This window comes from Variovorax sp. J2L1-78, assembly GCF_030317205.1.
In the GTDB taxonomy this organism is placed as follows: domain Bacteria; phylum Pseudomonadota; class Gammaproteobacteria; order Burkholderiales; family Burkholderiaceae_C; genus Variovorax; species Variovorax arabinosiphilus.
This window is the reverse complement of the sequence record NZ_JASZYB010000004.1, coordinates 657,010-682,130: the sequence shown is the minus strand read 5'-3', so window position 1 is coordinate 682,130 and position 25,121 is coordinate 657,010. Positions and strand designations below refer to the sequence as shown.

The following is a 25,121-nucleotide window of genomic DNA, read 5'->3' as shown; positions in this document are numbered from 1 at the left end:
GGATCAGAACAGGAAATACCGCTGCGCCATCGGCAGCGACGTCGCCGGCTCGCACACCAGCAGATGCCCGTCCGCGCGCACCGCGTAGGTCTGCGCGTCGATCTCCATCTTGGGCGTGTAGCCGTTGTGCAGCATGTGGTGCTTCCGCACGCCGCGCACGTTCTTCACGGCCGCCAACGTCTTGTGCAGGCCGTAGCGCTCACCGATGCCCGCGTTCAGGCCCGCCTGCGAGACGAAGGTGAGCGAGCTGCGGTGCAGCGAACCGCCGTACGAACCGAACATCGGCCGGTAGTGCACCGGCTGCGGCGTCGGGATCGATGCGTTCGGGTCGCCCATCGCGGCCATCGCGATGCTGCCGCCTTTGATGATGGTGAAGGGCTTCACGCCGAAGAAGGCCGGCTTCCACACCACCAGGTCGGCCCACTTGCCGACCTCGATGCTGCCCACCTCGTGCGCGATGCCGTGCGCGATGGCCGGGTTGATCGTGTACTTGGCCACGTAGCGCTTGGCGCGGAAGTTGTCGTTGCGCGCGTTGTCTTCCGGCAGCGTGCCGCGCTGGCCCTTCATCTTGTGCGCCGTCTGCCAGGTGCGGATGATGACTTCGCCCACGCGGCCCATGGCCTGCGAGTCGGAGCTGAACATGCTGATCGCGCCCAGATCGTGCAGGATGTCTTCGGCCGCGATGGTTTCCTTGCGGATGCGCGACTCGGCGAAGGCCAGATCTTCGGCGATGCCGGCGTCCAGGTGGTGGCACACCATGAGCATGTCGACGTGCTCGTCGAGCGTGTTCACGGTGTAGGGCATCGTCGGGTTGGTCGACGAGGGCAGGAAGTTGTCCTCGCCCACCACGCGCAGGATGTCCGGTGCGTGGCCGCCCCCCGCGCCTTCGGTGTGGAAGGCGCAGATGCCGCGGCCCTTGACGGCCGCGATGGTGTTCTCGACGAAGCCCGATTCGTTCAGCGTGTCGGAGTGGATCGCCACCTGCGTGTCGGTGGCGTCGGCCACGTCCAGGCAGTTGCTGATGGCCGCGGGCGTGGTGCCCCAGTCCTCGTGCAGCTTGAGGCCGATCACGCCGGCGTCGATCTGCTCGTGCAGGGCGGCCGGCAGGCTGGCGTTGCCCTTGCCGAGGAAGCCCAGGTTCATCGGGAAGGCGTCGGCCGCCTGCAGCATGCGCTCGATGTGCCAGGGGCCTGGCGTGCAGGTGGTGGCGAACGTGCCGGTGGCCGGACCGGTGCCGCCGCCGAGCATGGTGGTCACGCCGGATGCGAGCGCTTCCTCGATCTGCTGCGGCGCGATGAAGTGGATGTGGCTGTCGATGCCGCCGGCCGTGACGATGTTGCCTTCGCAACTGATCACCTCGGTGCCGGGACCGATGACGATGTCGACGCCCGACTGCACGTCGGGGTTGCCCGCCTTGCCGATGGCGACGATGCGCCCGTCCTTCAGGCCGATGTCGGCTTTGACGATGCCCCAGTGGTCGAGGATGAGCGCATTGGTCATCACCGTGTCGACCGTCCCTTCGGCTCGCATCCGCTGCGACTGCGCCATGCCGTCGCGAATCGTCTTGCCGCCGCCGAACTTCACTTCCTCGCCGTAGCCGCCGGCGCGCAGCGTGTAGTCGGCCTCGACCTCGATCACGAGGTCGGTGTCGGCCAGTCGCACGCGGTCGCCCACGGTGGGGCCGAAGATCTCGGCGTAGGCACGCCTTCCGATGGTCGCCATTTAGAGCTTTCCTTGAACGAGGCCGCGAAAGCCGTAGACCACGCGCTCGCCGGCGAAGTCGCAGAGTTCGACCGTGCGTTGCTGGCCGGGCTCGAAGCGCACGGCCGTGCCCGACGCGATGTTCAGCCGCATGCCGTGGGCCGCTTCGCGGTCGAAGCCCAGCGCGCCGTTGGTCTCGGCAAAGTGGTAGTGCGAGCCGACCTGGATCGGCCGGTCGGCGGTGTTCTGCACGACCAGCGTGAGCGTGCGGCGGCCGGGGTTGAGGGTGTGCTCACCCTCGTCGGTGAAGAGTTCGCCGGGGATCATGCCGAACGCCTCAAGCCAGTTGCGTGAGCAACGCCGCGCCGAACAGCGCGACGGCCGCACCGGCCACGCGCGGCAGCCAGACGGTGCGACGGCGCAGCGCCCAGCCGAGCGCGATGCCGCCGGCGTGCAGCAGCGCGGTGGCGAGCGCCATGCCGGCGATCGCGAAGCCCGCGCCCTGGTCGCCCGCCAGTTCGTAGCCGTGTGCCACGCCATGGAAGACGGCGAAGGCGCCGACCACCGCCGCGGCGACCGGGCCGGGCAGCCGCAGGCGCGTGACAACCAGCAGGCCGATCACCAGCAGCGACGCCGCGATCATCGGTTCGACCGCCGGCACCTGCACGCCCGCCAGGCCGACGAGGGCGCCGGCCAGCAGCATCGCCGCGAAGCCGACGGGTGCCCACAGCACGTCACGGGCGCTGCGCGCGATCAGTGCGCTCCACAGGCCGACCGCGACCATCGCGGCCAGGTGGTCCATCCCTGTGAACGGATGCAGGAAGCCCTGCGCGAAACCGATGTCGTGGTGCGCTGCGCCGTCTGCGCCGACATGGGCCGAGGCCAGCAGCGGCAGGGCGCCGAGGGCGGCTGCGGCCAGGGTGGGCAGCAGGGCTGCGAAAGAGGAACGCATCAGGCGCATGGAGGTCTCCGCTCGGGAACAATGAAGAAAGGAATCAGACGATGGGCTGGTGCACCGTGACCAGCTTCGTGCCGTCGGGGAAGGTGGCCTCGACCTGGATGTCCGGGATCATCTCGGCCACGCCGTCCATCACGTCGGCGCGTGTCAGCACGCTGCGGCCCTCGCTCATCAGCGCGGCCACGCTCTTGCCGTCGCGGGCGCCTTCCATCACGGCGGCGGAAATCAACGCGACGGCTTCGGGGTAGTTGAGCTTCAGGCCGCGGGCCTGGCGGCGCTCGGCCAGCAGCGCTGCCGTGAAGATCAGCAGCTTGTCTTTTTCGCGCGGAGTGAGTTCCATGAGGGCGGTCGGGGTGGCGGAAAGAAACCCGATTATGGGCAGCTGTCCCTCCGATGCAACACTCGTGCCGTGGCACAGAACCTGCACCGAAACGGTGTGAACGACGCCGCCCTTCCTCCCTTGCCCGACGACGCGCCGCAGCGCATCGTCAAGGTCCGGCGCGACTACAACAGCTGGGTGGCGCGCGAGACACTGGAAGACTATGCGCTGCGCTACACGCCGCAGCGCTTTCGCAAGATGTCGGAATGGCGGGTGGCCAACACGGCCTTCGGCGGCGCGGCGTCCTTTCTCATCCTCGAGGCGGTCGGCGCCACGCTGCTGGTGCAGTACGGCTTCATCAATGCCTTCTGGGCGGTGCTGGTCACCGGCCTGATCATCTTCCTGGCCGGCCTGCCCATCAGCACCTACGCCGCGCGCTACGGTGTCGACATGGACCTGCTCACCCGCGGCGCCGGCTTCGGCTACATCGGTTCGACGCTCACCTCGCTGATCTACGCGTCCTTCACCTTCATCTTCTTCGCGCTGGAGGCGGCGGTGATGGCCTATGCGCTCGAGCTGGCGCTGGGCATTCCGCCGGCCTGGGGCTACCTGGTGTGCGCGCTGGTGGTCATTCCGCTGGTGACCCACGGCGTGTCGGCCATCAGCCGGCTCCAGATGTGGACCCAACCCGTCTGGCTGCTGATGATGGTCGTGCCCTTCGGCTATGTGCTGATGCGCGACCCTGGTGCATTCGCTGGCCTGACGCACTACGACGGCGCCTCGGCGCGGTCGACCGGCTTCAATCTGCACCTGTTCGGTGCCGCGCTGACCGTCGGCATCGCGCTCATCACCCAGCTGGGCGAGCAGGCCGACTACCTGCGCTTCATGCCCGCGCGCACCCCGGCGAACCGTAAGCGCTGGTGGGGCGGGGTGCTGATGGGCGGCCCCGGCTGGGTGGTGATGGGCGTGCTCAAGATGCTGGGCGGGATGATGCTGGCCTACCTCGCCATCACGCACATGGTGCCGCCCGAGCGCGCGGTCGATCCGAACCAGATGTACCTGGCGGCCTTCGAGTACGTCTTTCCGAACTACAGCTGGGCGGTCGCGGCCACGGCCGTGTTCGTGGTCATCTCGCAGCTGAAGATCAACGTCACCAACGCCTACGCCGGCTCGCTGGCCTGGAGCAACTTCTTCTCGCGCGTCACGCACAGCCACCCGGGGCGGGTCGTGTGGGTCGTGTTCAACGCGCTCATCGCCTTCATGCTGATGGAGATGAACGTGTTCGAGGCGCTGGGCGACGTGCTCGGCCTCTACGCCAACATCGCCATCGCCTGGATGATGGCCGTGGTGGCCGACCTGGTCATCAACAAGCCGCTGGGCCTGTCGCCGCCGGGCATCGAGTTCAAGCGCGCGCACCTCTGGGACATCAACCCCGTGGGCGTCGGTGCGATGGCGCTGGCGTCGGGGCTGTCGATCACCGCGCACCTGGGCGTGTTCGGGCCCCTGGCGCAGGCCTTCTCGGCGCTCATCGCCATGGGCACGGCCCTGGTGGCCGCGCCGCTCATCGCCTGGGCCACGCGGGGCAAGTACTACCTGGCGCGCGGCCCGGTGCAGCGCACCGCCGACGCCGGCGTGAAGGGCATCCACTGGATCCAGTTCGAGCCCGATGCCGGCCCCTACCAGCGGCTGAAGGTGCAGCGCTGCGTGATCTGCGAGCAGGATTACGAGGGCCCGGACATGGCCCACTGCCCGGCCTACCAGGGCGCGATCTGCTCGCTGTGCTGCACGCTCGACGCCCGCTGCGGCGATCTGTGCAAGCCGCAGGCGAGCCTGTCGACACAGTGGTCGGGTGCGTTGCGCTGGCTGCTGCCGCGCCGTGTGTGGCCGTACCTCGACACGGGGCTCGGCCACTTCCTGCTGCTCACGCTGGTCATCGTGCCGCTGCTGGCCACGGTCTTCGGCGTGCTCTACCAGCAGGAGCTGCGCGCTCTGGGCGAAAGCGCGCTGGGCCTGATGCCGGCCGGCGATGCCGCCACGGCCGTGATGAAGGCGCAGCACGCTTCGCTCAAGTCGGGCTTCCTCAAGAGCTACATGGCGCTGCTGCTGATCGCCGGCATCGTCGCCTGGTGGCTGGTGCTGGCGCACCAGAGCCGCAAGGTGGCGCAGGAAGAGTCGAACCGCCAGACGCGGCTGCTCATGCGCGAGATCGAGCTGCACAAGGAAACCGACCGTGCGCTGCAGGCCGCCAAGCAGAGCGCCGACATCGCGCGCGAGCAGGCCGACCATGCCAACCAGGCCAAGAGCCGCTACATCAGTGCCATCAGCCACGAGCTGCGCACGCCGCTCAACTCCATCCTCGGCTACGCGCAGCTGATGGGCGAAGACGCCACGGTGCCGCCGCACCGCCAGCAGGCGGTGGCCGTGATCAAGCGCGGCGGCGAGCACCTGCTGTCGCTGATCGAGGGGACGCTCGACATCGCGCACATCGAGGCCGGCAAGCTCACGCTGCATGCGCGGCCGATGCACTTCGCCGAGGCGATGCGCGAGCTGGCCGACATGTTCGAGCTGCAGGCGGCCGAGAAGGGGCTGGCCTTTCGCTTCGACGCGGCGGGCAACGTGCCCGAGGTGGTGCGCGCCGACGAGAAGCGGGTGCGGCAGATCCTGATCAACCTGCTGGGCAACGCCATCAAGTTCACCCGCGACGGCGAGGTGACGCTGCGGCTGCGCTATGCGCGCGAGTTCGCGACGCTGGAGGTCGAGGACACCGGCCCCGGCATGTCGGCCGACGAGATCGACCGCATCTTCGAGCCCTTCGCACGGGGCGATGCCGCGGGCGTGAGCGCACGCGCGGCGGCGCCCGGTGCCGGGCTGGGCCTGACCATCGCCAAGATGCTGACCGACCTGATGGGTGGCGAGATGTCGGTGCAGAGCACGCCCGGCGAGGGCTCGGTGTTCCGCGTGCGGCTCTTCCTGCCGCGTGTGCACGAGGCCGCGCCGGCCGGCCGGGTGGCCACGGTGCCTGCGGTGGCGGCGCGCCCGCGCCGCGGCTACCAGGGGCCGCGCCTGCGCGTGCTGGTGGTCGACAACGAAGAGGCCGATCGCGACCTGCTGGTCGACGTGCTGGCGCCGCTGGGCTTCGAACTGCGCACGGCGGCCAGCGGCCATGATGCGCTGGACCTCGTCGCCGCCGGCTTCCGGCCCGACGCGATGTTCGTCGACCTCGCGATGCCCGGCATCGACGGCTGGGAGACCATTCGCCGCGCACGCGGGTTCGACAACGCGCTGGCGCCGCGCTGCGTGGCCATCGTCTCGGCCAATGCCTTCGACAAGCGGCTGGAGAACGACGTGGGCATCGCGCCGGAAGACTTCTTCGTCAAGCCGGTGCGCCACAGCGAACTGCTCGACTGGCTGGAGCGCCAGCTGGCCATCCGCTGGACCGATACCGCCGCCGCACCGGCCGAAGCGCCGGCGGCACCCGTCGCGCTCGTGCGCCCGTCGCCCACGCATCTGCGCGCGCTGGAGGAAGCGGTCGGTCTGGGTTACTTTCGCGGCATCATGAATCAGCTCGACGCCATCGACGCCGCCCAACCCGAATGCGCGGCCTGGACCGCCGCCCAGCGTGCGCTGGCCCGCCAGTTCCGCTTCGAGGCGATGGACTGCGGCACGGCCGCCTCGCCGGAGGGCTCGGCATGAACGCTGCCATACCCCCGCCGACCCGCGAATTCGCCCGCAACGCCGACCTGGTGCTGATCGTCGACGACGTGCCCGACAACCTGGCGGTGCTGCACGATGCACTCGACGAATCCGGCTACACCGTGCTGGTCGCGACCAGCGGCGAGGCCGCGCTGGCCCGCGCGACGCAGGCCCGGCCCGACATCGTGCTGCTCGACGCGATGATGCCGGGCATGGACGGCTTCGAGGTCGCGCGCCGCCTGAAGGCCGATGCCTCCACCGCACACATCCCGATCGTCTTCATGACCGGCCTGACCGAGACCGAGCACCTGGTCGCCGCGCTGGAAGCCGGTGGTGTCGACTACGTCACCAAGCCGATCAAGCCGAAGGAGGTGCTGGCGCGCATGAACGTGCACCTGCAGGGCGCCCGCCGCGCGCGGCAGGAGGCGCAGCAGGCCGGCCAGGCGCGCAACGCGCTCGATGCGTTCGGCTACGCCAGCATCACCGTGCGCCTGCCCGAGGGCCGCATCATCTGGCAGACCGCGCTGGCCCGCGAGATGCTGCAGCGCTACTGCGACACGGTGGCGCCCGCCACGCCGCCGGCCGTGCTCGACTGGCTGCAGCGCCACCTGCCCGACGTGCAGCGGGCGCAGATCGAGCCGCCGCCACTGTCCATCGTGCAGGGCGCACGCTCGCTCACGCTGCGGCTGCACCAGCAGACCGGCCACGACGATGCGGGGGACGACTGGCTGATCATCATGCGCGAGGTGTCCGACACCTCCGTCATCGAGGCGATGAGCCTGAGCCTGAAGCTCACCGCGCGCGAGGCCGAGGTGCTGTACTGGGTGGTCAAGGGCAAGACCAACCGCGACATCGGCGAGATCCTCGGCAGCAGCCCGGCCACCGTGAAGAAGCACCTCGAGCGCGTCTACGTCAAGCTGGGTGTCGAAACGCGCACTGCGGCCGCCGGCGTGGCGACCAAGCGCATCCGCGAGTTGCAGCCGCAGTTCGAGATCTGAGCGCGTCCGACCGCCGTTGTCATCGACCCGGCACGCCGCGGCCCTAAAGTCGCGGCATCCACTGCCGATATCCCTGCATGAAGTTCCGTCACCGGGCCCCACGATGGTCCGTACTCGCCTGCGGCCTGCTCCTCGCTGCGGCGGCGGGCGCCGCCGGCCATTTCGACGTCGACGACGCCGGCACGCTCGATGCCGGCCAGTGCCTGGTCGAGGTGTGGGCCGGCCGGCTGCGCAGCCCCGGCGACCTGAACTTTCAGCACGTGGGCGGCGCCTGCGCGGCCGGCCCGGTCGAACTGGGGTTCAACGTCGACCGCACGTCGGCGCCCGGCGCGGCCGCTGCCGTGCTCGTCGGGCCGCAGATCAAGTGGACTTTCTGGGGACGTGAGCCCGAGGCGATCTGGAGCGCCGCCGCGGCGCTGGCCACCAGCGTCGACCTGCGCCATGGCGGCCGCGCCGGTGGGCAGTTCCTGCTGCCGCTCGGCTGGCGTGCGAGCGACCGCGTGAATGTGCTGGTCAATGCCGGTACCGACTGGGCGACCGGCAGCGGCGTGGCCACGGTGCGCGGCGGTGCCGCGCTGGAGTGGACCCTCACCGAACAGCTCACGCTGATCGCCGAGCGCAACCGCGCCTTCGATCTGTGGACATCGCGCCTGGGCGCGCGCATCACGGTGGCGCCGTTGACGACGATCGAACTCAGCGCTTCGCGCAGCGGTCGCACCGGCGATGGCCGCCTGCGCAGCGTGGTGATCGGACTGAATCGCGAGTTCTCGCGGCACTGAAGCCTATTCGACCTTTACGCCTGCGTCGTTGACCACTTTGGTCCACTTCGGCACTTCCTTCTGCAGCAGCTGGCCGAAGGCCTCGGGCGTGCTCGCCACCACTTCCACGCCCTGCTCGCGGAACTGCTTGACGACCTCCGGGTCCTTGAGGATCGCGGCGATGTCCTGGTTGGCGCGGTCAACGACCGGCCTGGGCACGCCGGCCGGCATCTGCATGCCGAACCACACCACCACCTCGTAGCCCGGTACGCCGGCTTCCTGCACGGTCGGGGTGTCGGGCAGCAGGCCGGCGCGGCTGGTGCCGGTCACGGCGATGGGCTTGAGCTTGCCCGCCTTGATCTGCTGCATCAGGTTGGGCACGTTGTCGAACAGCACGTCGATCTCGCCGCCGAGCATCGCCATCACCGCCGGCGCGCTGCCCTTGTAGGGCACGTGCGTCATCTTCGTGCCGGTCATGCTCATGAAGAGTTCCATCGACAGGTGGTTCGACGAGCCCGAGCCGGTCGAGCCGTAGTTCAGCTTGCCCGGGTTCTTCTTGGCGTAGTCGATGAGTTCCTTCAGGTTGGTCACGCCCGGCAGGTCGGGGCGGATCACCAGCGCGTTCTGCGTGTAGCCGGCCCACACCAGCGGCTGGAAGTCGGTCAGCGCGTTGTAGGGCAGCTTGCTGCCGTACAGCGCCGGCAGCGCCGAGAACGGTAGGGGTGTGATCAGGATGGTGTACCCGTCGGCCGGCGCCTTGGCCGCGAGGTTGTTGCCCAGCACGGTGTTGCCGCCGGGACGGTTGTCCACCACCACCGACTGCTTCCAGAGCTTGCCGAGCCGGTCGCCGACCGTGCGCGCCAGCGTGTCGTTGAAGCCGCCCGGCGTGTACGGCACGATGATGCGCACCGGCTTGCTCGGGTAGTCGTCGGCCATCGCAGCCGTGCTGCCTAACGTGCCGAACGCGAGCCCCAGGCACAGCGGTGCCAGCAGGCGGATGAGGGTTCTTTTCGTCGATTGCATGTCTTGTCTCCTTCTGGTTGTTGGGGCGCCCGAGGCGCGGCTTCAGAACTTCACGACATAGCCGGGTCCGTCGACCATCGGGTACTTCTCGAAGATCGATTCGTCCACCTCGATGCCGATGCCATGGCCTCTCGGCGGCTCGACGCAGCCGTCTGCGCCGATCTCGAAGGTGCTGCCGAACATGTCGCGGAAGGGGTTGAACTTCGACACGCAGGCCTCGAAGTAGCCGGCGTTCTCGGTGGCGGCCAGGAAGTGCAGCGTGGCCGCGTGGTTCAAGCCCGTGGCCGAGCTGTGCGCATGCACCGGGATGCGGAAGGCCGAGGCCATCGCCGCGATGCGCACGCCTTCGGTGATACCGCCGCTTTTGGACAGGTCGGGTTGCCACACCTGCACCGCGCGCGCATCGAGCATCTGGCCGAACTCGAAGCGGGTGAAGTGGTTCTCGCCCGCCGCGATCGGCACCAGCGGCGTGATCTTCGCGGCCTCGCGGTACGAGGCGAAGTCGTTGCAGGCGAAGGGCTCTTCCAGCCAGCCGGCGTGGATGTCGGCCAGCGCCGGCAGCACGCGGCGCACGTCGGCGATCGTGTAGGCGGTGTTGGCATCGGTCAGGATGTCGATGTCGTCGCCCAGCACCTCGCGCACCTTGCGCACGCGGGCGATGTCGTTCTTCACCGTGTCGCCGATGCGCAGCTTCACGGCCTTGTAGCCCTGCTCGACATACGACTGCGCCTCTTCGGCCATCGCCTCGGCCGGCTGGTAGCCCAGCGCGATGCCGCCGGCGTAGGCCGGGATGCGGCGGTGCGACCCGCCCAGCAATTCGTACAGCGGCATCTTGGCGGCCTTGCCGCGGATGTCCCACAGCGCCATGTCGATGCCCGACAGTGCCAGGCAGGTGCCGGCGCCCAGGCCGTGGCTCGACAGTTGCATGCGGTGCACGCGCTGCCACGCGCCCACCACGTCGGTCGCGTTCATGCCCACCAGCAGCGGCTGCAGCGTGTTGTGCACCAGCGCCGTGATGGCGCCCGGGCTGCGGCCGGGGTGCGCCTCGCCATAGCCGGTGATGCCTTCGGAGGTCTCGACGCGGATGATGATGCAGTCGCGCTTGAGCGTGCTGCCGATGCCCATGGTCACGGTCTTGCCCTCGGGCAGGCGGTAGGACAGCGGCACGGCGGTGATGCGGGTGATCTTCAAGGGATGTCTCCTGTGCGTTGAAAGAGAAAGCGGTCAGCCGCGCGGCGCGGCGAAGACCTCGGGGTTGACGATGTTGGGCGGCCGCTCGCCCCGCAGCAGCAGTGCTGCCAGCGTGTCGACGGCCAGCACGCCCATGGCGCGCTCGGCCTCCTGCGTGAGGCCGGCGAGGTGCGGCGTGAGCAGCACGCCGGGGTGGCGGCGCAGGGCGCTGTCGTCCGGCAGCGGCTGGGTCTCGAAAACGTCGAGCACCGCGCCTGCCAGGCGCCCCGCATCGAGGGCAGCCGCGAGGTCGTCCTCGCGCAGCACGGGGCCGCGGCCGACGTTGACCAGCACCGCCGTCGGCTTCGCCTGCGCGAGCACGTCGGCATTCACCATGCCGCGCGTCCGCTCGGTGAGCGGGCAGGCGATCACGAGGAAGTCGCTGGCGGCGAACAACGCCTTGAGCGACAGCGTCGCGATGCCCGCCGGCACCTTCGACGGCGTGCCGGTGCACACGGCCAGCGTCATGCCGAAGCCGCGCTGCGCGATGCTGCCGATGCGCTGGCCGATGGCGCCGAAGCCGACCAGCCCCAGCGTGCGGCCGCGCAGCTCGAAGGTGCGGGCGCCGGCCTGCGTGCGCGCCGCCCAGTCGCCGGTGCGCACGTTCATGTCGAAGGCGGCCAGCTGGCGGCTGTGCGCCAGCAGCGCGGCGAACACGTACTCGGCCACCGCGTTGGCATTGACCGCCGGCGTGTTCCCGACCGGGATGCCGTTGGCCGTGGCACGGTCCACCGGGATGAAGTCGAGCCCGACGCCCTGGCGCATCACGCCGCGCAGCGCGTGCGGGCGGTCGAACAGGTCGGGCGGCAGCAGGCGCCGCACGACCAGGCCCTCCGTGCTCGCCATGGCGTCGCGCAGCGCCGCGTCGCTTTGCGCACGCGTGAGCCCGTCGGGCAGTTGCGACACGGCAGCCCATTCGGCGAGGCGCGCCTGCGCATCGGGGTGCAGGGGGTCGGTCAGCAGAACACGAGGAGGACGCATGGCGCTGGGTCGGTGGCCGGTCGCCCCCCTGAACGCGAGCCCGTGCGACGGTGGCAGGTGTCGCCTGCCGTCGCTTGTCTCAGTCGTTCAACGGTGCGTCGCCGATGAAGTTGTGTGATGAATCTATCACACAACTTTCGAAATGGCGACCGGGTTTCTGCCGAGCGTCAGCGCTTGGGTGTCGCCGTGCCGCCCAGCTTGGCGCGCGCCACGCGTTGCGCCGCCGCGCGGCTGTCACCGGTCCAGAAGTCCTTGCCGGCCTGTTCGATGCGCTGGCCGGTGTTGTGCATGTGCAGGAAGGCGGCGGTGCGCGCGGCGGCCGGGTCGCGGGCCTTGATGGCGGCGCAGATCGCTTCGTGCTCGGCCAGCACCTGGGCGGCGAGGTCGGCGCGGCGCGCCTCGTTGGCGCGGGTCAGGCGGATCGCATCGTGCAGCGCCCGCGTCAGCATGCCCAGCAGTTCGGTGTAGTGCGGGTTGTGCGCGGCGCGCGAGATGGCGATGTGGAAGGCCAGGTCTTCGGCGACGCCGTCGCCGCCGTCCTTCACCGCGCGGGCGATGGCGCGCAGCGACTGCTGGATCTGCGTCATCTCGGCACCGGTGCGGCGCTCGGCCGCCAGCGCCGCCATCTCGGCCTCGATGCCCCGGCGCAGCTCGAGGATGCGCAGCACCCCCTCGGCCGGGTTCTCGTGCGGCTGGCCGAGGCGGAAGGCGTCCGAGACCTTCGGGTCGCGCACCACCGTGCCGCTGCCCTGGCGCGTCTCGACCAGCCCTTCGGACTTGAGCCGAGAGATGGCCTCGCGCACCACCGTGCGGCTCACGCCGTACTGCTCGGTCATCGATTGTTCCGTCGGCAGGCGCGTGTTGACCGGATAGACGCGGGCCCGGATGTCGGCGGCGATGAGCCCCGTCACGCGATCGGCCAGCGTGCCTTCCGTGGCGATGCGGGCGTTCGGTTCGTCGGTGGTGGAGAAGGCCATGGCGGTTGGTGGTGCGGGCGGTTCGGAGGGATCGAAGAATACCACTGACGCTTGCACGCTTGACAAATTGATATGACGTATTTGTAATACGACCAGAGACAACGCAGCGCTTTCGTGCTGCGAGAAAACCCTGATCCCTCCGTCATGACCCTTTCGCCACGGCCCCGCGCCTTCCTGTGCCGCCGCTTCACGCCCGCCGTCGAATCCGCGCTGCGGGAACGCTTCGCGCTGCAGGTGAACGACGACGACTCGATCCTGTCTTCGGCCGAGATCGCGCGCCGTGCCCAGGGGTGCGAGCTGCTGTTCGTCAGCGCCACAGAAGCCATCGATGCCGCCACCATCGCGCAGCTCGCGCCCACGCTGCGCGTGATCGCCACCCTGTCGGTCGGCTACGACCACATCGACATGGCGGCCGCGCGCGCTGCCGGCGTGCAGGTGCTGCACACGCCCGACGTGCTGAGCGACGCGTGCGCCGAGGTCGCGATGATGCTGCTGCTCAACGCCTGCCGCCGCGGCTTCGAGGCGGATCGCCTGGTGCGCAGCGGTGCGTGGGCCGGCTGGGCGCCGACGCAGCTGCTGGGCATGGGCCTGGTCGGCCGCCGGCTCGGCATCTTCGGCATGGGCCGCATCGGGCGTGCCATCGCCGTGCGCGCCCGCGCCTTCGGCCTGGCCATCCACTATCACAACCGGTCGCGGCTCGACGCGGCGCTGGAGGAGGGCGCGACCTACCACGCCACGCTCGACGGCCTGCTCGCCGCGAGCGACATCCTGATGATCGCGGCGCCAGGTGCGCCGTCGCTGCGCGGTACCTTCAATGCCGCGCGGCTGGCGATGCTGCCCGAAGGCGCCGTCGTGGTGAACATCTCGCGCGGCGACCTGGTCGACGACGAGGCGCTGCTGGCTGCGCTCAGGCGCGGCCAGGTGCGTGGCGCCGGGCTCGACGTGTTCGCCAACGAGCCGCACGTGAACCCGGGCTATCGCACGCTGGACAACGTCTTCCTCTCGCCCCACATCGGCAGCGCCACGCACGAGACGCGCGATGCGATGGGCTGGCTGCTGATCCACGGCGTCGAGGCCCTCGCGCGCGGCGAGACGCCCGACAACCTGCTTTCCTGATTCCTTTCCGATTTCCAACCACCGTTCGCCATGAAACTCCAACATCCCGATCTGTTCCGCCAGCAATGCCACATCGACGGCCGCTGGGTCGATGCGTCCGACGGCGCGACCATCGCCGTCACCAACCCCGCCGACGACAGTACCCTCGGCACCGTGCCGCGCCTCACCGCGGGCGACGTGCGCAGCGCCATCGACGCGGCGAACAAGGCGCTGCCGGGCTGGCGCGACACCAGCGCCAAGGAGCGCTCGCACCTCATGCGCCGCTGGTACGACCTCTGCATGGCGCACCAGGACGACCTGGGCATGCTGCTCACGCTCGAGCAAGGCAAACCGCTGGCCGAGGCCAAGGGCGAGATCGCCTACGGCTCGAGCTTCATCGAGTGGTTCGCCGAAGAGGCCAAGCGCGTCTATGGCGACGTGATCCCGGCCGCGACGATGGACCGCCGCATCGTCGTGCTCAAGCAGCCGGTCGGCGTGGTCGCGGCGATCACGCCGTGGAACTTCCCCAACGCGATGATCACGCGCAAGGCGGGCGCCGCGCTGGCGGCCGGCTGCACCATCGTCATCAAGCCGGCCTCGGCCACGCCGTACTCGGCGCTGGCCCTGGCACAACTGGCGGCCGAGGCCGGCATTCCCGCCGGCGTGCTCAACGTGGTGACCGGTTCGGCATCGACCGTCGGCGGCGAGCTCACCGGCAGCCCGATCGTGCGCAAGCTCTCGTTCACCGGCTCCACCGAGGTCGGCAAGAAGCTGATGGAACAGTGCGCGGGCACCGTGAAGAAGGTGTCGATGGAGCTCGGCGGCAATGCGCCCTTCATCGTGTTCGACGATGCCGACCTCGACGCCGCCGTGGCCGGCGTGATGGCCTCGAAGTTCCGCAACGCGGGCCAGACCTGCGTGTGCGCCAACCGCATCTTCGTGCAGGCCGGCATCTACGACCGCTTCACCGAGAAGCTCAAGGCGACGGTCGAGGCGCAGGTGGTCGGCAACGGGCTGGAGAAGGGCGTCAACCTGGGCCCGCTGATCGACGACGCGGCCGTGGCCAAGGTGCGCGAGCACATCGAAGACGCCGTGGGCCTGGGCGCGCACATCGTGACCGGCGGCAAGACGCACGCGCTGGGCGGCCGCTTCTTCGCACCGACCATCCTGGCGGACGTCTCGCCCAGGTCGAAGCTGATGCAGGAAGAAACCTTCGGCCCGGTGGCGCCGCTGATCCGCTTCGACACCGACGAGCAGGCGGTCGCGATGGCCAACGACACGCCCTTCGGCCTGGCGGCGTATTTCTACACACAGGACTACGCGCGCGCTTGGCGCGTGGCGGAGGCGCTGGAGGTTGGTATCGTCGGGCTCAACGAAGGGCTGATCTCGACCGAGCTCGCACCCTTCGGCGGTATCAAGGAATCGGGTGTCGGGCGCGAAGGCTCCAAGTACGGCATCGACGACTACCTCGAGATCAAGTATGTCTGCGCCGGCGGCCTCGGCCGTCCGATGCGGGTGTAGCCACATTAGCTTTAGCAGGAGATAACGAATGGAAAACATCGGACTGGTCGGCGTCGGCCTCATGGGCCACGGCATCGCGAGCAACATCGTCAAGCACGGCCATCCGCTGTCGGTGCTCGAGCACCCGGGCAACCAGCCGCTCGACACGCTGAAGGCGGCGGGCGTGAAGACCTTCGCCACCGCGAGCGAGCTGGCGGCCGCGGTCGATGTGGTGATCCTGTGCGTCACCGGCACGCCGCAGGTCGAGGCGGTGCTGCTCGGCGACACCGGTGTGCTCAAGGGCATGCAACCCGGCACGATCATCATCGATTGCTCGACCGCGCTGCCCGATTCGACCGAGCGTCTCGCCAAGATCGTCGCCGACGCCGGTGGGCGCTTCATAGATGCCGCGATGACGCGCACGCCCAAGGAGGCCGCCGAAGGGCGCCTCAACCTGCTGGTGGGCGGCGACGCCGAGCTGTTCCGCGACTGCCGGCCGCTCCTGGCCTGCTTCGCCGAGAACATCACGCACGCCGGCCCGGTCGGTGCCGGCCACCGGATGAAGCTGCTGCACAACTACGTGTCGCTCGGTTCGGTCGCGCTGATCGCCGAGGCCGCGGCCTGCGCCGAGCGTGCTGGCGTCGACCCCGAAGTCTTCATCGACGTGCTGGTCAAGGGTGGCGGCGGTGGCACCGCGCTGGAGCGGCTGCGGCCCTTCCTGATGAACAAGGACCCGAACGGCTTGCGCTTCGCGATGTCGAATGCGCTGAAGGACCTGGGCTACTACACGGCCATGGCCGAGGCCAGCCATTCGGCCCGCAGCATCGCCGAGGGCGTGCGCCAGACGCTCGAAGGCGCGGTGCAGGGCAGCGACCCGCAGGCTCTGATGCCTGAACTGGTGGCGGTGCTGGCCAAGCGCGGCGACGGCGTGTAAGCACAGCGGTCTTCGGCGGCCATCTACGCGCCTTCGGCGCCTTCGATCAGGAAGCGCACGCGGCGCACGCCCTGCCATTCGTCGGCGTCGAGCCGGAAGGCCAGCACCACCTTCGGCGGCAGCGGCTCGGTGTGGCCGAACCAGATGCCGTCGACCGGCTTGCCCTGGTGCTTGAGCCGCAGCGCCAGGTGCTTCTCGCCGACCAGCCGCTGCGAGATCACCTCCACCTCCTCGCTGAAGGTCGGCGGCGCGAAGCCCTGGCCCCACACCTCGCGGTGCAGCGTGTCGACCAGGTCGACGCGCATGTACTCGGCAGCGATCGGGCCGTCGGTGTCGATGCGCCGCGTGAGCGAGGCGGCGTCGAGCCATTCGGTCGCTACCTGCGCGAGCGCGCGCTCGAAGGTGCCGATCTGGTCGCGCGCCACGGTGCAGCCCGCCGCCATCGCATGGCCGCCGAAGCGCAGCAGCACGCCGGGGTGGCGCTTGGCGACCAGGTCGAGCGCGTCGCGCAGATGGAAGCCGGGGATGGAGCGGCCCGAGCCCTTGAGCTCCTGTTCCTTGCCGGGCGCGCCGCTGGCGGCGAAGACGAAGGTCGGGCGGTGAAAGCGGTCCTTCAGGCGCGAGGCGACGATGCCGACCACGCCTTCGTGGAAGGCGGCGTCGAACACGCTGATGGCTGCGGGCACCGATTCGCCGCCGGCGCTGTCGACATCGAACAGCGACTCGGCCAGCAGCAGCGCCTGGTCGCGCATGCCGCCCTCGATGTCGCGCCGCTCGCGGTTGATGCCGTCGAGCAGGCGCGCCAGTTCGTCGGCGCGGCCGGCGTCGTCGGTCAGCAGGCATTCGATGCCCAGCGTCATGTCGGCCAGGCGGCCGGCCGCATTGATGCGTGGACCGAGGGCGAAACCGAAGTCGAAGGTGGTGGCGACCGGCGCCTTGCGGCCGGCCGCATTGAACAGCGCGGCGATGCCGGCGGGCAGCGCGCCCGCGCGGATGCGGCGCAGGCCCTGGGCGACGAGGCGGCGGTTGTTGGCGTCGAGCTTGACCACGTCGGCCACGGTGCCCAAGGCGACCAGCGGCAGCAGCACGTCCAACTTGGGTTGCGTGGCCGCGTCGAACACGCCGCGCGCGCGCAACTCGGAGCGCAGTGCCAGCAGCACATAGAACATCACGCCCACACCGGCGATGCTCTTGCTCTGGAAGTCGCAGCCGGGCTGGTTCGGGTTCACCAGCACGTCGGCGTCGGGCAGTTGCGGGCCGGGCAGGTGGTGGTCGGTCACCAGCACCTGCAGGCCGCGCGCCTTGGCGGCGGCCACGCCGTCGACGCTGGCGATGCCGTTGTCGACGGTGATGAGCATGTCGGCGCCGCCGTCGGCCACGCGCTCGGCGATCGGTGGCGTGAGGCCGTAGCCGTCGACCACGCGGTCGGGCACCAGGTAGGCGACATGTTTGGCACCCAGCAGCTTCAGCCCGCGCACGGCCACCGCACAGGCCGTGGCGCCGTCGCAGTCGTAGTCGGCCACGATGCACAGGCGCTTGTCGTCGCGGATGGCATCGGCCAGCAGCACGGCCGCTTCGCGCGTGCCCTTGAGCGTGTCGGGCGGCAGCAGGCGCGCCAGGCCGTCGTCGAGCTCTTCCTTCCCGAGCACGCCGCGGGCGGCGTACAGACGCGCGAGCAGCGGGTGCACGCCGGCCTGTTCGAGCGCCCAGACGCTGCGTGGCGGGATGTCGCGGGCGACGATCTTCACAGCGCGGCCAGCATCGTCGTGGCTTGCGTGCGGGTGAACAGGTTCTTCACCCAACCCAGGGCACCGCGCGGCTGCGGCGCGAAGCGGCGTGCGCTGCGGTCGCCGCAGAGCGTCAGCTGCACCGCCTCGCCGCGGCGGTAGGCGGCCAGCAGTTCGGCGATCGGGCCGGCGTCGAGCGCCTGCCAGGCGGCGGCCCAGGCGGCGGCGTCGTCGCGCAGCGCCGGGGCGCGCAGCGTGTCGAGCACGGTCGCTACCTCGGCGGCTGCAGGCGTTGCGGTCGACAGCACGCCGGTGCCGCTCAGCCAGAAGGAGTTGATCGGCTGCAGGCCACGCGCGATGCGTTCGTCGTTCACGCGCTGCGTGTAGAGCAGCATCTGCATCTCGTTCTGCAGCTTGCGCACCGGCTTGAGCGCGTCGGTCAACGGCGCCCAGGCCGAGATCGGCCCGCCCGCGGCGCGGTCGAGCGACGCGGTGGCGAGGCCGCGGAACAGCTCGCCGCGTGCCAGCCAGCGACCGGGTGCGGCCGATCGGCGCAGCACGATGCCGTCTTCCTGGAAGAAGGGGCGGGCGGCTTCGAGCAGCGCCTGCGATTCCGCGGCATCGATCGCCATGTCGCCCGGGTCGTGCAGCACCACCTCGTCGATGGCGACTTCCCAGTGGCACAGCGTGAGCACGGCCCAGGGCTCGTCGGAGCCGGCACGCGAGAGGCCGGTCTGCTGCGCCTCGCGCGCGCCCCAGGCGATGCAGCCGTCGGCCGCGTCGATGCCGAGCGCGCGGGCCAGCGCGCGCTCGTGCGGCGGCGTGAGGGTGGTGTCGGCCTGCGTGTCGTCGTGGGCCACCGCCAGGCGGGTGAGCAGGGCGTCGAGGTTGGGTAGTTGCAGCGTGGCCAGCGCGGCGGCGCAGGCGGAAGACCCGCGGCCGGCAAAGGGGATCAGCAGATGTGTCGGGGAGAGGGGGAGGGCCATGGGGCCTATTGTCGGGTCATGCTCGGCGGCCTCCGGCGGGATGCCACAATTCCGCCCCTATGCCCCTCCCCTACGAACTGCAACTCGGCTGGCGCTACACGCGTGCGGGCCGGGCGACGCGGCGCAACGGCTTCATCTCCTTCATCTCCGGTGTCTCGATGCTCGGCATCGCGCTGGGCGTGGCGGCGCTGATCATCGTACTGTCGGTCATGAACGGCTTCCAGAAAGAGGTGCGCGACCGCATGCTCGGCGTGGTCTCGCACATCGAGATCTTCTCGCGCGACGGCCAGGCGCTGCAGGACATCGGCCCGATCATGGACGCGGCGCGCAAGAACCCCGAAGTGATCGGCGTGGCCCCCTTCATCGCGACCCAGGCGCTCATCGCCCGCGGCGAAGACATGAAGGGCGCGCTGGTGCGCGGCATCGAACCGAAGCTCGAACCCGAGGTGACGGACTTCGCCAGCACCGCGCAGAAGGGCGCGCTCGACAAGCTGGTGCCCGGCGAATTCGGCATCGTGCTTGGCGGCGAGCTGGCGCGATCGCTCTTCGTGCGCGTCGGCGACCAGGTCACGCTGGTCGCGCCGGGCGGCCAGGTGACGCCGGCCGGCGTGGTGCCTCGGCTCAAGCAGTTCACCGTGGTCGGCACCTTCGATTCGGGACACTACGAATACGACTCGGCGCTGGCCATGATCCACGAGCAGGACGCCGCCCGCGTGTTCCGCCTCGAAGGCCCGAGCGGCGTCCGTTTGAAGTTGAAGGACCTGAACCAGGCGCGCCAGGTGGCCGACGAGCTGGCGGTCACGCTGCCCGGCTCCTTCCTCATCCGCGACTGGACCCGGCAGAACAAGACCTGGTTCGCCGCGGTGCAGGTCGAGAAACGCATGATGTTCATCATCCTCACGCTGATCGTCGCGGTGGCGGCCTTCAACCTGGTGTCGACGCTGGTCATGACCGTGACCGACAAGCGCGCCGACATCGCGATCCTGCGCACGCTGGGCGCCAGCCCGAAAAGCATCATGGGCATCTTCGTCGTGCAGGGCGCCATGGTCGGCGTGATCGGCACGCTCGGCGGGCTGCTGCTGGGCCTGGGCATCGCCTACAACATCGACGTGATCGTGCCGGCGCTGGAACGACTCTTCCACGCCAGCTTCCTGCCCAAGGACATCTACCTCATCAGCCGCATGCCGAGCGATCCGCAGCAGTCGGACATCATGCCCATCACGCTGATCTCGCTGGCCCTGGCCTTCGTGGCCACGCTGTACCCGAGCTGGCGCGCCAGCCGCGTGAACCCGGCGGAGGCCTTGCGATATGAATGAAGTCACTTCCGGCAAGGTCGTCCTGAAGGTCCGCGGCCTCACCAAGCGCTTCCACGAAGGCCGCATCGACCTCACCGTGCTGCACGGCGTCGACCTCGACGTGCATGCGGGCGAGACGCTGGCCATCGTCGGCGCCTCGGGCTCGGGCAAGAGCACCATGCTGCACCTGATGGGCGGGCTCGATGCGCCGACCGCGGGCAGCGTCGAGCTGCACGGCAAGAACATCGCGCACGCCGATGCGGCCGAACAGGGCCGGTTGCGCAACCAGCACCTGGGCTTCGTCTACCAGTTCCATCACCTGCTGCCGGAATTCAGCGCGCTCGACAACGTCGCGATGCCGCTGAAGATCCGGCGCGCACCGCCGGCGGAACAGACCGAGGCCGCGACGCGGATGCTCAAGGCGGTCGGTCTCGGCGAGCGGCTGCAACACCGCCCGGCCGAACTCTCGGGCGGCGAGCGCCAGCGCGTCGCCATCGCGCGCGCCCTGGTCACCCAGCCCGACTGCGTGCTGGCCGACGAGCCGACCGGCAACCTCGACCGCAGCACGGCCGACGGCGTGTTCGCGCTGATGCTCGAGCTGGCCCGCCAACACGGCACCGCCTTCGTCATGGTGACCCACGACGAGACGCTGGCCAGCCGCTGCGACCGCGTGCTGCGGCTGGTGGCGGGGCGGCTGGCGAATTGAGGGTGCCGAGGCCTCAAAGAATCCGGTTGAACCAGAACAGCGACAGCCCCGCCGACAGGAAAGCCAGCAGCGCGGCGCCCAGGGCGAAGAGCGCAGACACTTCCGTCTCCTTCTTCTCGACCGTCAGGCGCGAACTCAGCGTGTCGTACACCTTCTTCAGGTCGGCCGCGGTGCCGGCGTAGAAGTACTCGCCGGAGGTCTTGTTGGCCACGGCCTTCAACGTTTCTTCGTCGAGCCGCACGCGCATCGACCAGCCCTCGAAGCCGATGGTCTCGCCGTCGACCGTGCCGATGCCCACCGTGTACACGCGCACGCCGCGGTCGGCCGCCACCTTGGCCGCGTCGAGCGGGTCGACGCCGGTGGTGCGCTGGCCGTCGGTCAGCATGATGATCGCCGCCGAGGTGTACGAGCCCGGCGCCACCGGTGTGAACTCGGGCGCGGGCGCCTTGCCCGCCTGCTCGATCGGCACGCCGCGCTGCCGGCTCTGCGGGCCGAAGTTGGAGATGTCGATGCCGGCCTGCGGGAACAGCGTGGCGAGCGACACCACGATGGCGTTGCCGGTGGCGGTGGCGCGCTGCAGCTGGAAGGCGTCGATCGCGGTGACCAGGTCGTCGCGGTTGACGGTCGGCAGCTGTGCCACCTGCGCGCTGCCCGCGAAGGCCACGATGCCGACCTTCACGGTGCGCGGCAGGTCCTTGATGAAGGCCTTGGCGGCCTCCTGCGCCGCGACCAGTCGGTTGGGCAGCACGTCGGTGGCACGCATGCTGCCGGACACGTCCATCGCCAGGATGATCGTCTGCTGGTTCGACGGCAGCACCACCACCGCCATCGGCCGCGCCGCGGCGACCAGCATCGCCACCATCGCCAGCAGGAAGAGTAGGGGCGGGATGTGCCGCTTCATGCTCTGGCCGGCGCCCATCGCCTCGCGCACGATCGACAGGCTCGCGTAGCGCAGCGCCAGCTTCTTCTTGCGCCGCATCAGCCACACGTACAGCAGCACCAGCAGGGGCACGGCGGTCAGCAGCCAGAGGAACTGGGGCCACAGAAAATTCATGGGGCGCTCCCGGGTGTCGTCGCTGAGATCATGCGGCCACCGCCTTACGCTGCGCGCCGTTGGTGCGGAACCGGCGCTTGCGCAGGTCGGCGAAGCGCAGGATGGCGGCGGCCAGGTCGTCGTCGGTGGAGAGTTCGAGCGTGTCGACGCCGGCCTTGGCCAGCGTGGCGCGCAGCGTGGCCTCGCGCTCGGCGGCGATGCGCGCGAAGCGCTTGCGGAAGCCGGCGTCGTGCGTGTCGACCCACAACTGCTCGCCGGTCTCGGCGTCGCGCAGCGGCACGAGGCCGAGGTCGGGCAGTTCGATCTCGAGCGGGTCGAACAGCCGCACCGCGACCACCTCGTGGCGCTGCGTCAACTGGGCCAGCGGCTTTTCCCAGCCGGGTTCGGTCAGGAAGTCGGACACCACGAAGACGGTCGAGCGCCGGGGCATCAGCACCGCGGCGGACTTCAGCAGGTCGGACAGCCGGGTCATGCCCTGCGTCGGCTTGCCCTCGACGGAGCGTTTGTCCATGGCGTGCAGCAGGTGCAGCACATGGGGCCGGCCGCTGCGCGGCGGGATCACGGCCTCGAGGTCGTTGCCGTAGACCAGCGCGCCGACTCGGTTGCCGTGCCGGGTGAGCAGGCGGGCCAGCACGCCGACGAAGCCCTGCGAGATCTCGCGCTTGGCCTTCAGGCCCGAGCCGAAGTCCACCGAGCGGCTCAGGTCGAGCACGAACCAGGCGGCCATCTCGCGGTCTTCGGTGAAGACGCGCACATGCGGCGTCTGCAGCCGGGCGGTCACGTTCCAGTCGATGTGGCGCACATCGTCGTGGTGCTGGTATTCGCGCAGGTCCGCCAGGTCGAGCCCGGTGCCGCGCATCAGCGTGCGGTAGTCGCCCTGCAGCAGGCCGTCGAGCCGGCGAATGACGGTCCACTCGAGCCGGCGCAGCACGCGCTCGGCGGCGCCCGCGGCCGTCTCGGCCGCGACCTGCGCATCGTTCGCGGCGCGCGCGCGCTTACTGGGCCACCAGCTCTTCATGGCTTTTCCAGGAACACCGCGGAACCGGCTTCGCCGGGCCGCTGGTGTTGCCCCCGGCGAGGGGGGGGGCGGAGCGCCACGCAGTGCGCGAAGACTGGGGGAGTGCTCATTGCTCTAGGCCACCAGCTTTTCATGTTCCAGCGGCTTGGGTGGGGCGGGGATGGCGCGCATGATCTTCTCGATCAAGCCGTCGGCGGTGAGCCCTTCGGACAGGCCCTCGTACGACAGCGTCACGCGGTGGCGCAGCACGTCGGGCACCAGCGCCGTCATGTCCTCCGGCAGCGCGTAGCTGCGGCCGCGCAGCAGGGCCAATGCACGGGCACCTTCCGTGAGGTTGATGCTGGCGCGCGGGCTGGCGCCGAAGGTGATGAAGCGGCGCATGTCCTTCAGGCCGTGCTTCTCGGGCGTGCGCGTGGCCGACACCAGCTTCACCGCGTACTGGATGAGCGAGGGGTCGACGTACACGCGCCGGGCCTCGGCCTGCAGCGCGGCGAGCTGGTCGGTGGTGGCCACCGTCGCCGGCTGCACCGGCGGACCGATCACGCGCTGGACGATGACGAATTCCTCTTCGTCGGTGGGGTAGTCGACCAGCACCTTCATCATGAAGCGGTCGACCTGCGCCTCAGGCAGCGGGTAGGTGCCTTCGGTCTCGATCGGGTTCTGCGTCGCCATCACGAGGAAGGGGCGCGGCACCTTGTGCGTCTCGCCGGCGATGGTCACCTGGCGTTCCTGCATCACCTCGAGCAGCGCGCTCTGCACCTTGGCTGGCGCGCGGTTGATTTCGTCGGCCAGCAGCAGGTTGGCGAACACCGGGCCGAGCGCGGTGGAGAAGTCGCCGGTCTTCTGGTTGTAGATGCGGGTGCCCACCAGGTCGGCCGGCACCAGGTCGGGCGTGAACTGGATGCGCTTGAACTGCCCGCTCACCGTCTCGGCCAGCGTCTTGATGGTGAGCGTCTTCGCCAGGCCCGGCACGCCTTCGACCAGCAGGTGGCCGCCGGCCAGCATCGCCACCATCACGCGTTCGAGGAAACGGTCCTGGCCGACCACGACGCGCTTCACCTCGTAGAGGATCTGCTCCATCAGCTCGGCCGTGGCGGGTGAATTCGTCGGGGGTGTCTCGAAGCTCATGCGCGTGCTTTCGTGAGTGGGTGAAAGGCGGACGGTGGGGCGTTCAGAACGGTGGCGAGCCCAGTGCCGAGGCCGCGTTCTCGATGGGCACCGCGAAGCCGATGCCGATGAAGGTGCGCTGCTGCGTGGGGTTGAGGATGGCCGTGACGATGCCGAGCACCTCGCCGTTCATGTTGACCAGCGGACCGCCCGAGTTGCCCGGGTTGGCGGCGGCATCGAACTGGATCAGGTTGCCCAGCTCCTGCTTGCCTTCCGGCGAGCGGAACGAGCGCTTGAGTCCGGACACGACGCCCGCCGACACGGAAGGGCCGATGCCGAAGGGGAAGCCGACCGCGGCGACCTGGTCGCCCGACTGCAGGTCGGCGGTCGAGGTCATGGTCGCGGCGATCAGGTCGTCGGGGATCTTCTTCGCCTGCAGCACGGCGAGGTCGTTCTCGGGCTGCACGCCGGTGATCGTTGCCTCCGCTTCCAGGCCATCGGAGAAGGTGACCTTGATGGTTTCCGAGCCGGCGACCACGTGCAGGTTGGTGAGGATCACGCCCTTGTCGACGATCACCACGCCGGTGCCCACGCCGCGTTCGACCTCGGTGCCGGGCGGCGGATCGGCTTCGGGCGCCTTGCCGCGCGCCATGTTGCGCCCGCGCTTCTCGGTCTTGGCCTCGGGCGTCGCGCGTTCGGTGCCGTAGCCCACCACGCGCACCACGGAGGGCCGGATGATGGCGGCCGCCCGCGTGGCCTGGGAGGGAAGGACGTTGGTCTGCAGCGTGCGCAGCACGGCGGCGTCGATGTCCTTCTGGGTCAGTGCATGCCCGGCCTGCCGAGGCCAGAGCGCGGCGCCCCCGCCGGCCAAGGCGAGCACCAGCACCAGCAGTCCCGCGAAGGACTTGCGCCCGGGCTGCCATCGCGTCGGCGCAACAGCCGGCACGTCCGGCGGCGCACCGGCGGCGGGCGCATCCCCCTCGCGGGGCTCGTCGGCGTCTTTCGACGCTTGCGGCGAGCGGCTGTAAATACCAGTCCTGCGCATCGGCACCTCCGGGCAA

General features: G+C 69.8%; 22 protein-coding genes. 8 read left to right on the top strand and 14 right to left on the bottom strand.

Annotated features, from left to right (window positions below):
* Positions 1-3: 3 nt before the first annotated feature.
* Genes ureC through QTH86_RS25870 form a run of 4 tightly spaced genes read right to left on the bottom strand, consistent with a single transcriptional unit; the run spans position 4 to position 2,999 of the window.
* Positions 4-1,722 (bottom strand): urease subunit alpha, encoded by a 1,719-nt coding sequence (ureC, locus tag QTH86_RS25885; protein WP_286649035.1) that lies wholly within the window; start codon positions 1,720-1,722, stop codon positions 4-6.
* Positions 1,723-2,028, bottom strand: coding sequence for an urease subunit beta (locus QTH86_RS25880; RefSeq protein WP_286649034.1), 306 nt, complete (start codon positions 2,026-2,028; stop codon positions 1,723-1,725).
* Between the two features lie 10 nt (positions 2,029-2,038).
* A complete protein-coding gene (locus QTH86_RS25875; protein WP_286649033.1) occupies positions 2,039-2,662 on the bottom strand; it encodes a HupE/UreJ family protein in 624 nt (207 codons plus the stop codon).
* A 34-nt stretch (positions 2,663-2,696) separates the two neighbouring features.
* The gene (locus QTH86_RS25870) at positions 2,697-2,999 is read right to left on the bottom strand and encodes an urease subunit gamma (protein ID WP_183025330.1); all 303 of its coding nucleotides are present in this window, start codon (positions 2,997-2,999) and stop codon (positions 2,697-2,699) included.
* A gap of 81 nt (positions 3,000-3,080) precedes the next feature.
* Between QTH86_RS25870 and QTH86_RS25865 the strand changes: the two genes are divergently transcribed.
* From QTH86_RS25865 to QTH86_RS25855, 3 genes are all read left to right on the top strand, one after another.
* Positions 3,081-6,671 (top strand): hybrid sensor histidine kinase/response regulator, encoded by a 3,591-nt coding sequence (locus QTH86_RS25865; protein ID WP_286649129.1) that lies wholly within the window; start codon positions 3,081-3,083, stop codon positions 6,669-6,671.
* Positions 6,668-7,669, top strand: coding sequence for a response regulator transcription factor (locus QTH86_RS25860; protein WP_286649032.1), 1,002 nt, complete (start codon positions 6,668-6,670; stop codon positions 7,667-7,669). Before QTH86_RS25865 ends, QTH86_RS25860 begins: the two co-directional genes overlap by 4 nt.
* Before the next feature lie 77 nt (positions 7,670-7,746).
* Positions 7,747-8,448: a PA4824 family protein gene (locus QTH86_RS25855; RefSeq protein WP_286649031.1), complete on the top strand. Its 702-nt coding sequence runs from the start codon at positions 7,747-7,749 to the stop codon at positions 8,446-8,448.
* Between the two features lie 3 nt (positions 8,449-8,451).
* Here QTH86_RS25855 and QTH86_RS25850 read toward each other — a convergent pair whose 3' ends face one another.
* The 4 genes from QTH86_RS25850 to QTH86_RS25835 all read right to left on the bottom strand — a co-directional run bounded on the left by QTH86_RS25850 (position 8,452) and on the right by QTH86_RS25835 (position 12,638).
* Positions 8,452-9,450, bottom strand: a complete 999-nt coding sequence (locus QTH86_RS25850; protein ID WP_286649030.1) for a Bug family tripartite tricarboxylate transporter substrate binding protein — start codon at positions 9,448-9,450, stop codon at positions 8,452-8,454.
* 42 nt (positions 9,451-9,492) lie between these two features.
* Complete coding sequence (locus tag QTH86_RS25845) at positions 9,493-10,641, bottom strand: mandelate racemase/muconate lactonizing enzyme family protein (RefSeq protein WP_286649029.1); 1,149 nt, start codon at positions 10,639-10,641, stop codon at positions 9,493-9,495.
* Between the two features lie 33 nt (positions 10,642-10,674).
* A complete protein-coding gene (locus QTH86_RS25840; RefSeq protein WP_286649028.1) occupies positions 10,675-11,661 on the bottom strand; it encodes an NAD(P)-dependent oxidoreductase in 987 nt (328 codons plus the stop codon).
* A gap of 167 nt (positions 11,662-11,828) precedes the next feature.
* Entirely contained in the window at positions 11,829-12,638 is an 810-nt protein-coding gene (locus QTH86_RS25835) for a FadR/GntR family transcriptional regulator (RefSeq protein WP_286649027.1), read from the bottom strand.
* Between the two features lie 144 nt (positions 12,639-12,782).
* Between QTH86_RS25835 and QTH86_RS25830 the strand changes: the two genes are divergently transcribed.
* The 3 genes from QTH86_RS25830 to QTH86_RS25820 are packed head-to-tail and all read left to right on the top strand — an operon-like array spanning position 12,783 to position 16,167.
* Positions 12,783-13,754, top strand: a complete 972-nt coding sequence (locus tag QTH86_RS25830; protein WP_286649026.1) for a 2-hydroxyacid dehydrogenase — start codon at positions 12,783-12,785, stop codon at positions 13,752-13,754.
* 30 nt (positions 13,755-13,784) lie between these two features.
* The gene (locus tag QTH86_RS25825; protein ID WP_286649025.1) at positions 13,785-15,254 is read left to right on the top strand and encodes an NAD-dependent succinate-semialdehyde dehydrogenase; all 1,470 of its coding nucleotides are present in this window, start codon (positions 13,785-13,787) and stop codon (positions 15,252-15,254) included.
* Positions 15,255-15,282: 28 nt separating this feature from the next.
* Positions 15,283-16,167: an NAD(P)-dependent oxidoreductase gene (locus tag QTH86_RS25820; protein WP_286649024.1), complete on the top strand. Its 885-nt coding sequence runs from the start codon at positions 15,283-15,285 to the stop codon at positions 16,165-16,167.
* Positions 16,168-16,190: 23 nt separating this feature from the next.
* Here the strand turns inward: QTH86_RS25820 and recJ are convergent, their stop codons facing one another.
* Both recJ and QTH86_RS25810 read right to left on the bottom strand, forming a co-directional pair.
* Positions 16,191-17,915, bottom strand: a complete 1,725-nt coding sequence (gene recJ, locus QTH86_RS25815) for a single-stranded-DNA-specific exonuclease RecJ (protein WP_286649023.1) — start codon at positions 17,913-17,915, stop codon at positions 16,191-16,193.
* Positions 17,912-18,880, bottom strand: a complete 969-nt coding sequence (locus tag QTH86_RS25810; RefSeq protein WP_286649022.1) for a hypothetical protein — start codon at positions 18,878-18,880, stop codon at positions 17,912-17,914. Before QTH86_RS25810 ends, recJ begins: the two co-directional genes overlap by 4 nt.
* Before the next feature lie 59 nt (positions 18,881-18,939).
* On the opposite strand from QTH86_RS25810, the gene QTH86_RS25805 reads away from it, so the two are divergent.
* Together QTH86_RS25805 and lolD are read left to right on the top strand one after the other, a co-directional pair.
* Complete coding sequence (locus QTH86_RS25805; protein ID WP_286649021.1) at positions 18,940-20,196, top strand: lipoprotein-releasing ABC transporter permease subunit; 1,257 nt, start codon at positions 18,940-18,942, stop codon at positions 20,194-20,196.
* Positions 20,189-20,881 carry a lipoprotein-releasing ABC transporter ATP-binding protein LolD gene (lolD, locus tag QTH86_RS25800; RefSeq protein WP_286649020.1) on the top strand — a complete coding sequence of 231 codons (693 nt, stop codon included), beginning with the start codon at positions 20,189-20,191 and terminating at the stop codon, positions 20,879-20,881. Before QTH86_RS25805 ends, lolD begins: the two co-directional genes overlap by 8 nt.
* Before the next feature lie 13 nt (positions 20,882-20,894).
* On the opposite strand, the gene QTH86_RS25795 is transcribed toward lolD, so the two are convergent.
* The 4 genes from QTH86_RS25795 to QTH86_RS25780 all read right to left on the bottom strand — a co-directional run bounded on the left by QTH86_RS25795 (position 20,895) and on the right by QTH86_RS25780 (position 25,105).
* The gene (locus tag QTH86_RS25795) at positions 20,895-21,935 is read right to left on the bottom strand and encodes a VWA domain-containing protein (RefSeq protein ID WP_286649019.1); all 1,041 of its coding nucleotides are present in this window, start codon (positions 21,933-21,935) and stop codon (positions 20,895-20,897) included.
* 28 nt (positions 21,936-21,963) lie between these two features.
* Positions 21,964-22,953 (bottom strand): DUF58 domain-containing protein, encoded by a 990-nt coding sequence (locus QTH86_RS25790; RefSeq protein WP_286649018.1) that lies wholly within the window; start codon positions 22,951-22,953, stop codon positions 21,964-21,966.
* 114 nt (positions 22,954-23,067) lie between these two features.
* On the bottom strand, positions 23,068-24,081 hold the full coding sequence (locus QTH86_RS25785) for an AAA family ATPase (RefSeq protein ID WP_286649017.1): 1,014 nt from the start codon (positions 24,079-24,081) through the stop codon (positions 23,068-23,070).
* 43 nt (positions 24,082-24,124) lie between these two features.
* The gene (locus QTH86_RS25780; RefSeq protein ID WP_286649016.1) at positions 24,125-25,105 is read right to left on the bottom strand and encodes a S1C family serine protease; all 981 of its coding nucleotides are present in this window, start codon (positions 25,103-25,105) and stop codon (positions 24,125-24,127) included.
* Positions 25,106-25,121: the final 16 nt, after the last annotated feature.

What these genes read in the sequence shown, in the direction of transcription:
- QTH86_RS25820 (WP_286649024.1), top strand. Translation starts at nt 15,283, where the DNA reads ATGGAAAACATCGGACTGGTCGGCGTCGGCCTCATGGGCCACGGCATC.
- ureC (WP_286649035.1), bottom strand. Translation starts at nt 1,722, where the DNA reads ATGGCGACCATCGGAAGGCGTGCCTACGCCGAGATCTTCGGCCCCACC.
- QTH86_RS25805 (WP_286649021.1), top strand. Translation starts at nt 18,940, where the DNA reads ATGCCCCTCCCCTACGAACTGCAACTCGGCTGGCGCTACACGCGTGCG.
- QTH86_RS25875 (WP_286649033.1), bottom strand. Translation starts at nt 2,662, where the DNA reads ATGCGCCTGATGCGTTCCTCTTTCGCAGCCCTGCTGCCCACCCTGGCC.
- QTH86_RS25810 (WP_286649022.1), bottom strand. Translation starts at nt 18,880, where the DNA reads ATGGCCCTCCCCCTCTCCCCGACACATCTGCTGATCCCCTTTGCCGGC.
- lolD (WP_286649020.1), top strand. Translation starts at nt 20,189, where the DNA reads ATGAATGAAGTCACTTCCGGCAAGGTCGTCCTGAAGGTCCGCGGCCTC.
- QTH86_RS25840 (WP_286649028.1), bottom strand. Translation starts at nt 11,661, where the DNA reads ATGCGTCCTCCTCGTGTTCTGCTGACCGACCCCCTGCACCCCGATGCG.
- QTH86_RS25880 (WP_286649034.1), bottom strand. Translation starts at nt 2,028, where the DNA reads ATGATCCCCGGCGAACTCTTCACCGACGAGGGTGAGCACACCCTCAAC.
- QTH86_RS25795 (WP_286649019.1), bottom strand. Translation starts at nt 21,935, where the DNA reads ATGAATTTTCTGTGGCCCCAGTTCCTCTGGCTGCTGACCGCCGTGCCC.
- QTH86_RS25850 (WP_286649030.1), bottom strand. Translation starts at nt 9,450, where the DNA reads ATGCAATCGACGAAAAGAACCCTCATCCGCCTGCTGGCACCGCTGTGC.
- QTH86_RS25860 (WP_286649032.1), top strand. Translation starts at nt 6,668, where the DNA reads ATGAACGCTGCCATACCCCCGCCGACCCGCGAATTCGCCCGCAACGCC.
- QTH86_RS25790 (WP_286649018.1), bottom strand. Translation starts at nt 22,953, where the DNA reads ATGAAGAGCTGGTGGCCCAGTAAGCGCGCGCGCGCCGCGAACGATGCG.
- QTH86_RS25835 (WP_286649027.1), bottom strand. Translation starts at nt 12,638, where the DNA reads ATGGCCTTCTCCACCACCGACGAACCGAACGCCCGCATCGCCACGGAA.
- QTH86_RS25785 (WP_286649017.1), bottom strand. Translation starts at nt 24,081, where the DNA reads ATGAGCTTCGAGACACCCCCGACGAATTCACCCGCCACGGCCGAGCTG.
- QTH86_RS25830 (WP_286649026.1), top strand. Translation starts at nt 12,783, where the DNA reads ATGACCCTTTCGCCACGGCCCCGCGCCTTCCTGTGCCGCCGCTTCACG.
- QTH86_RS25780 (WP_286649016.1), bottom strand. Translation starts at nt 25,105, where the DNA reads ATGCGCAGGACTGGTATTTACAGCCGCTCGCCGCAAGCGTCGAAAGAC.
- QTH86_RS25825 (WP_286649025.1), top strand. Translation starts at nt 13,785, where the DNA reads ATGAAACTCCAACATCCCGATCTGTTCCGCCAGCAATGCCACATCGAC.
- QTH86_RS25870 (WP_183025330.1), bottom strand. Translation starts at nt 2,999, where the DNA reads ATGGAACTCACTCCGCGCGAAAAAGACAAGCTGCTGATCTTCACGGCA.
- QTH86_RS25855 (WP_286649031.1), top strand. Translation starts at nt 7,747, where the DNA reads ATGAAGTTCCGTCACCGGGCCCCACGATGGTCCGTACTCGCCTGCGGC.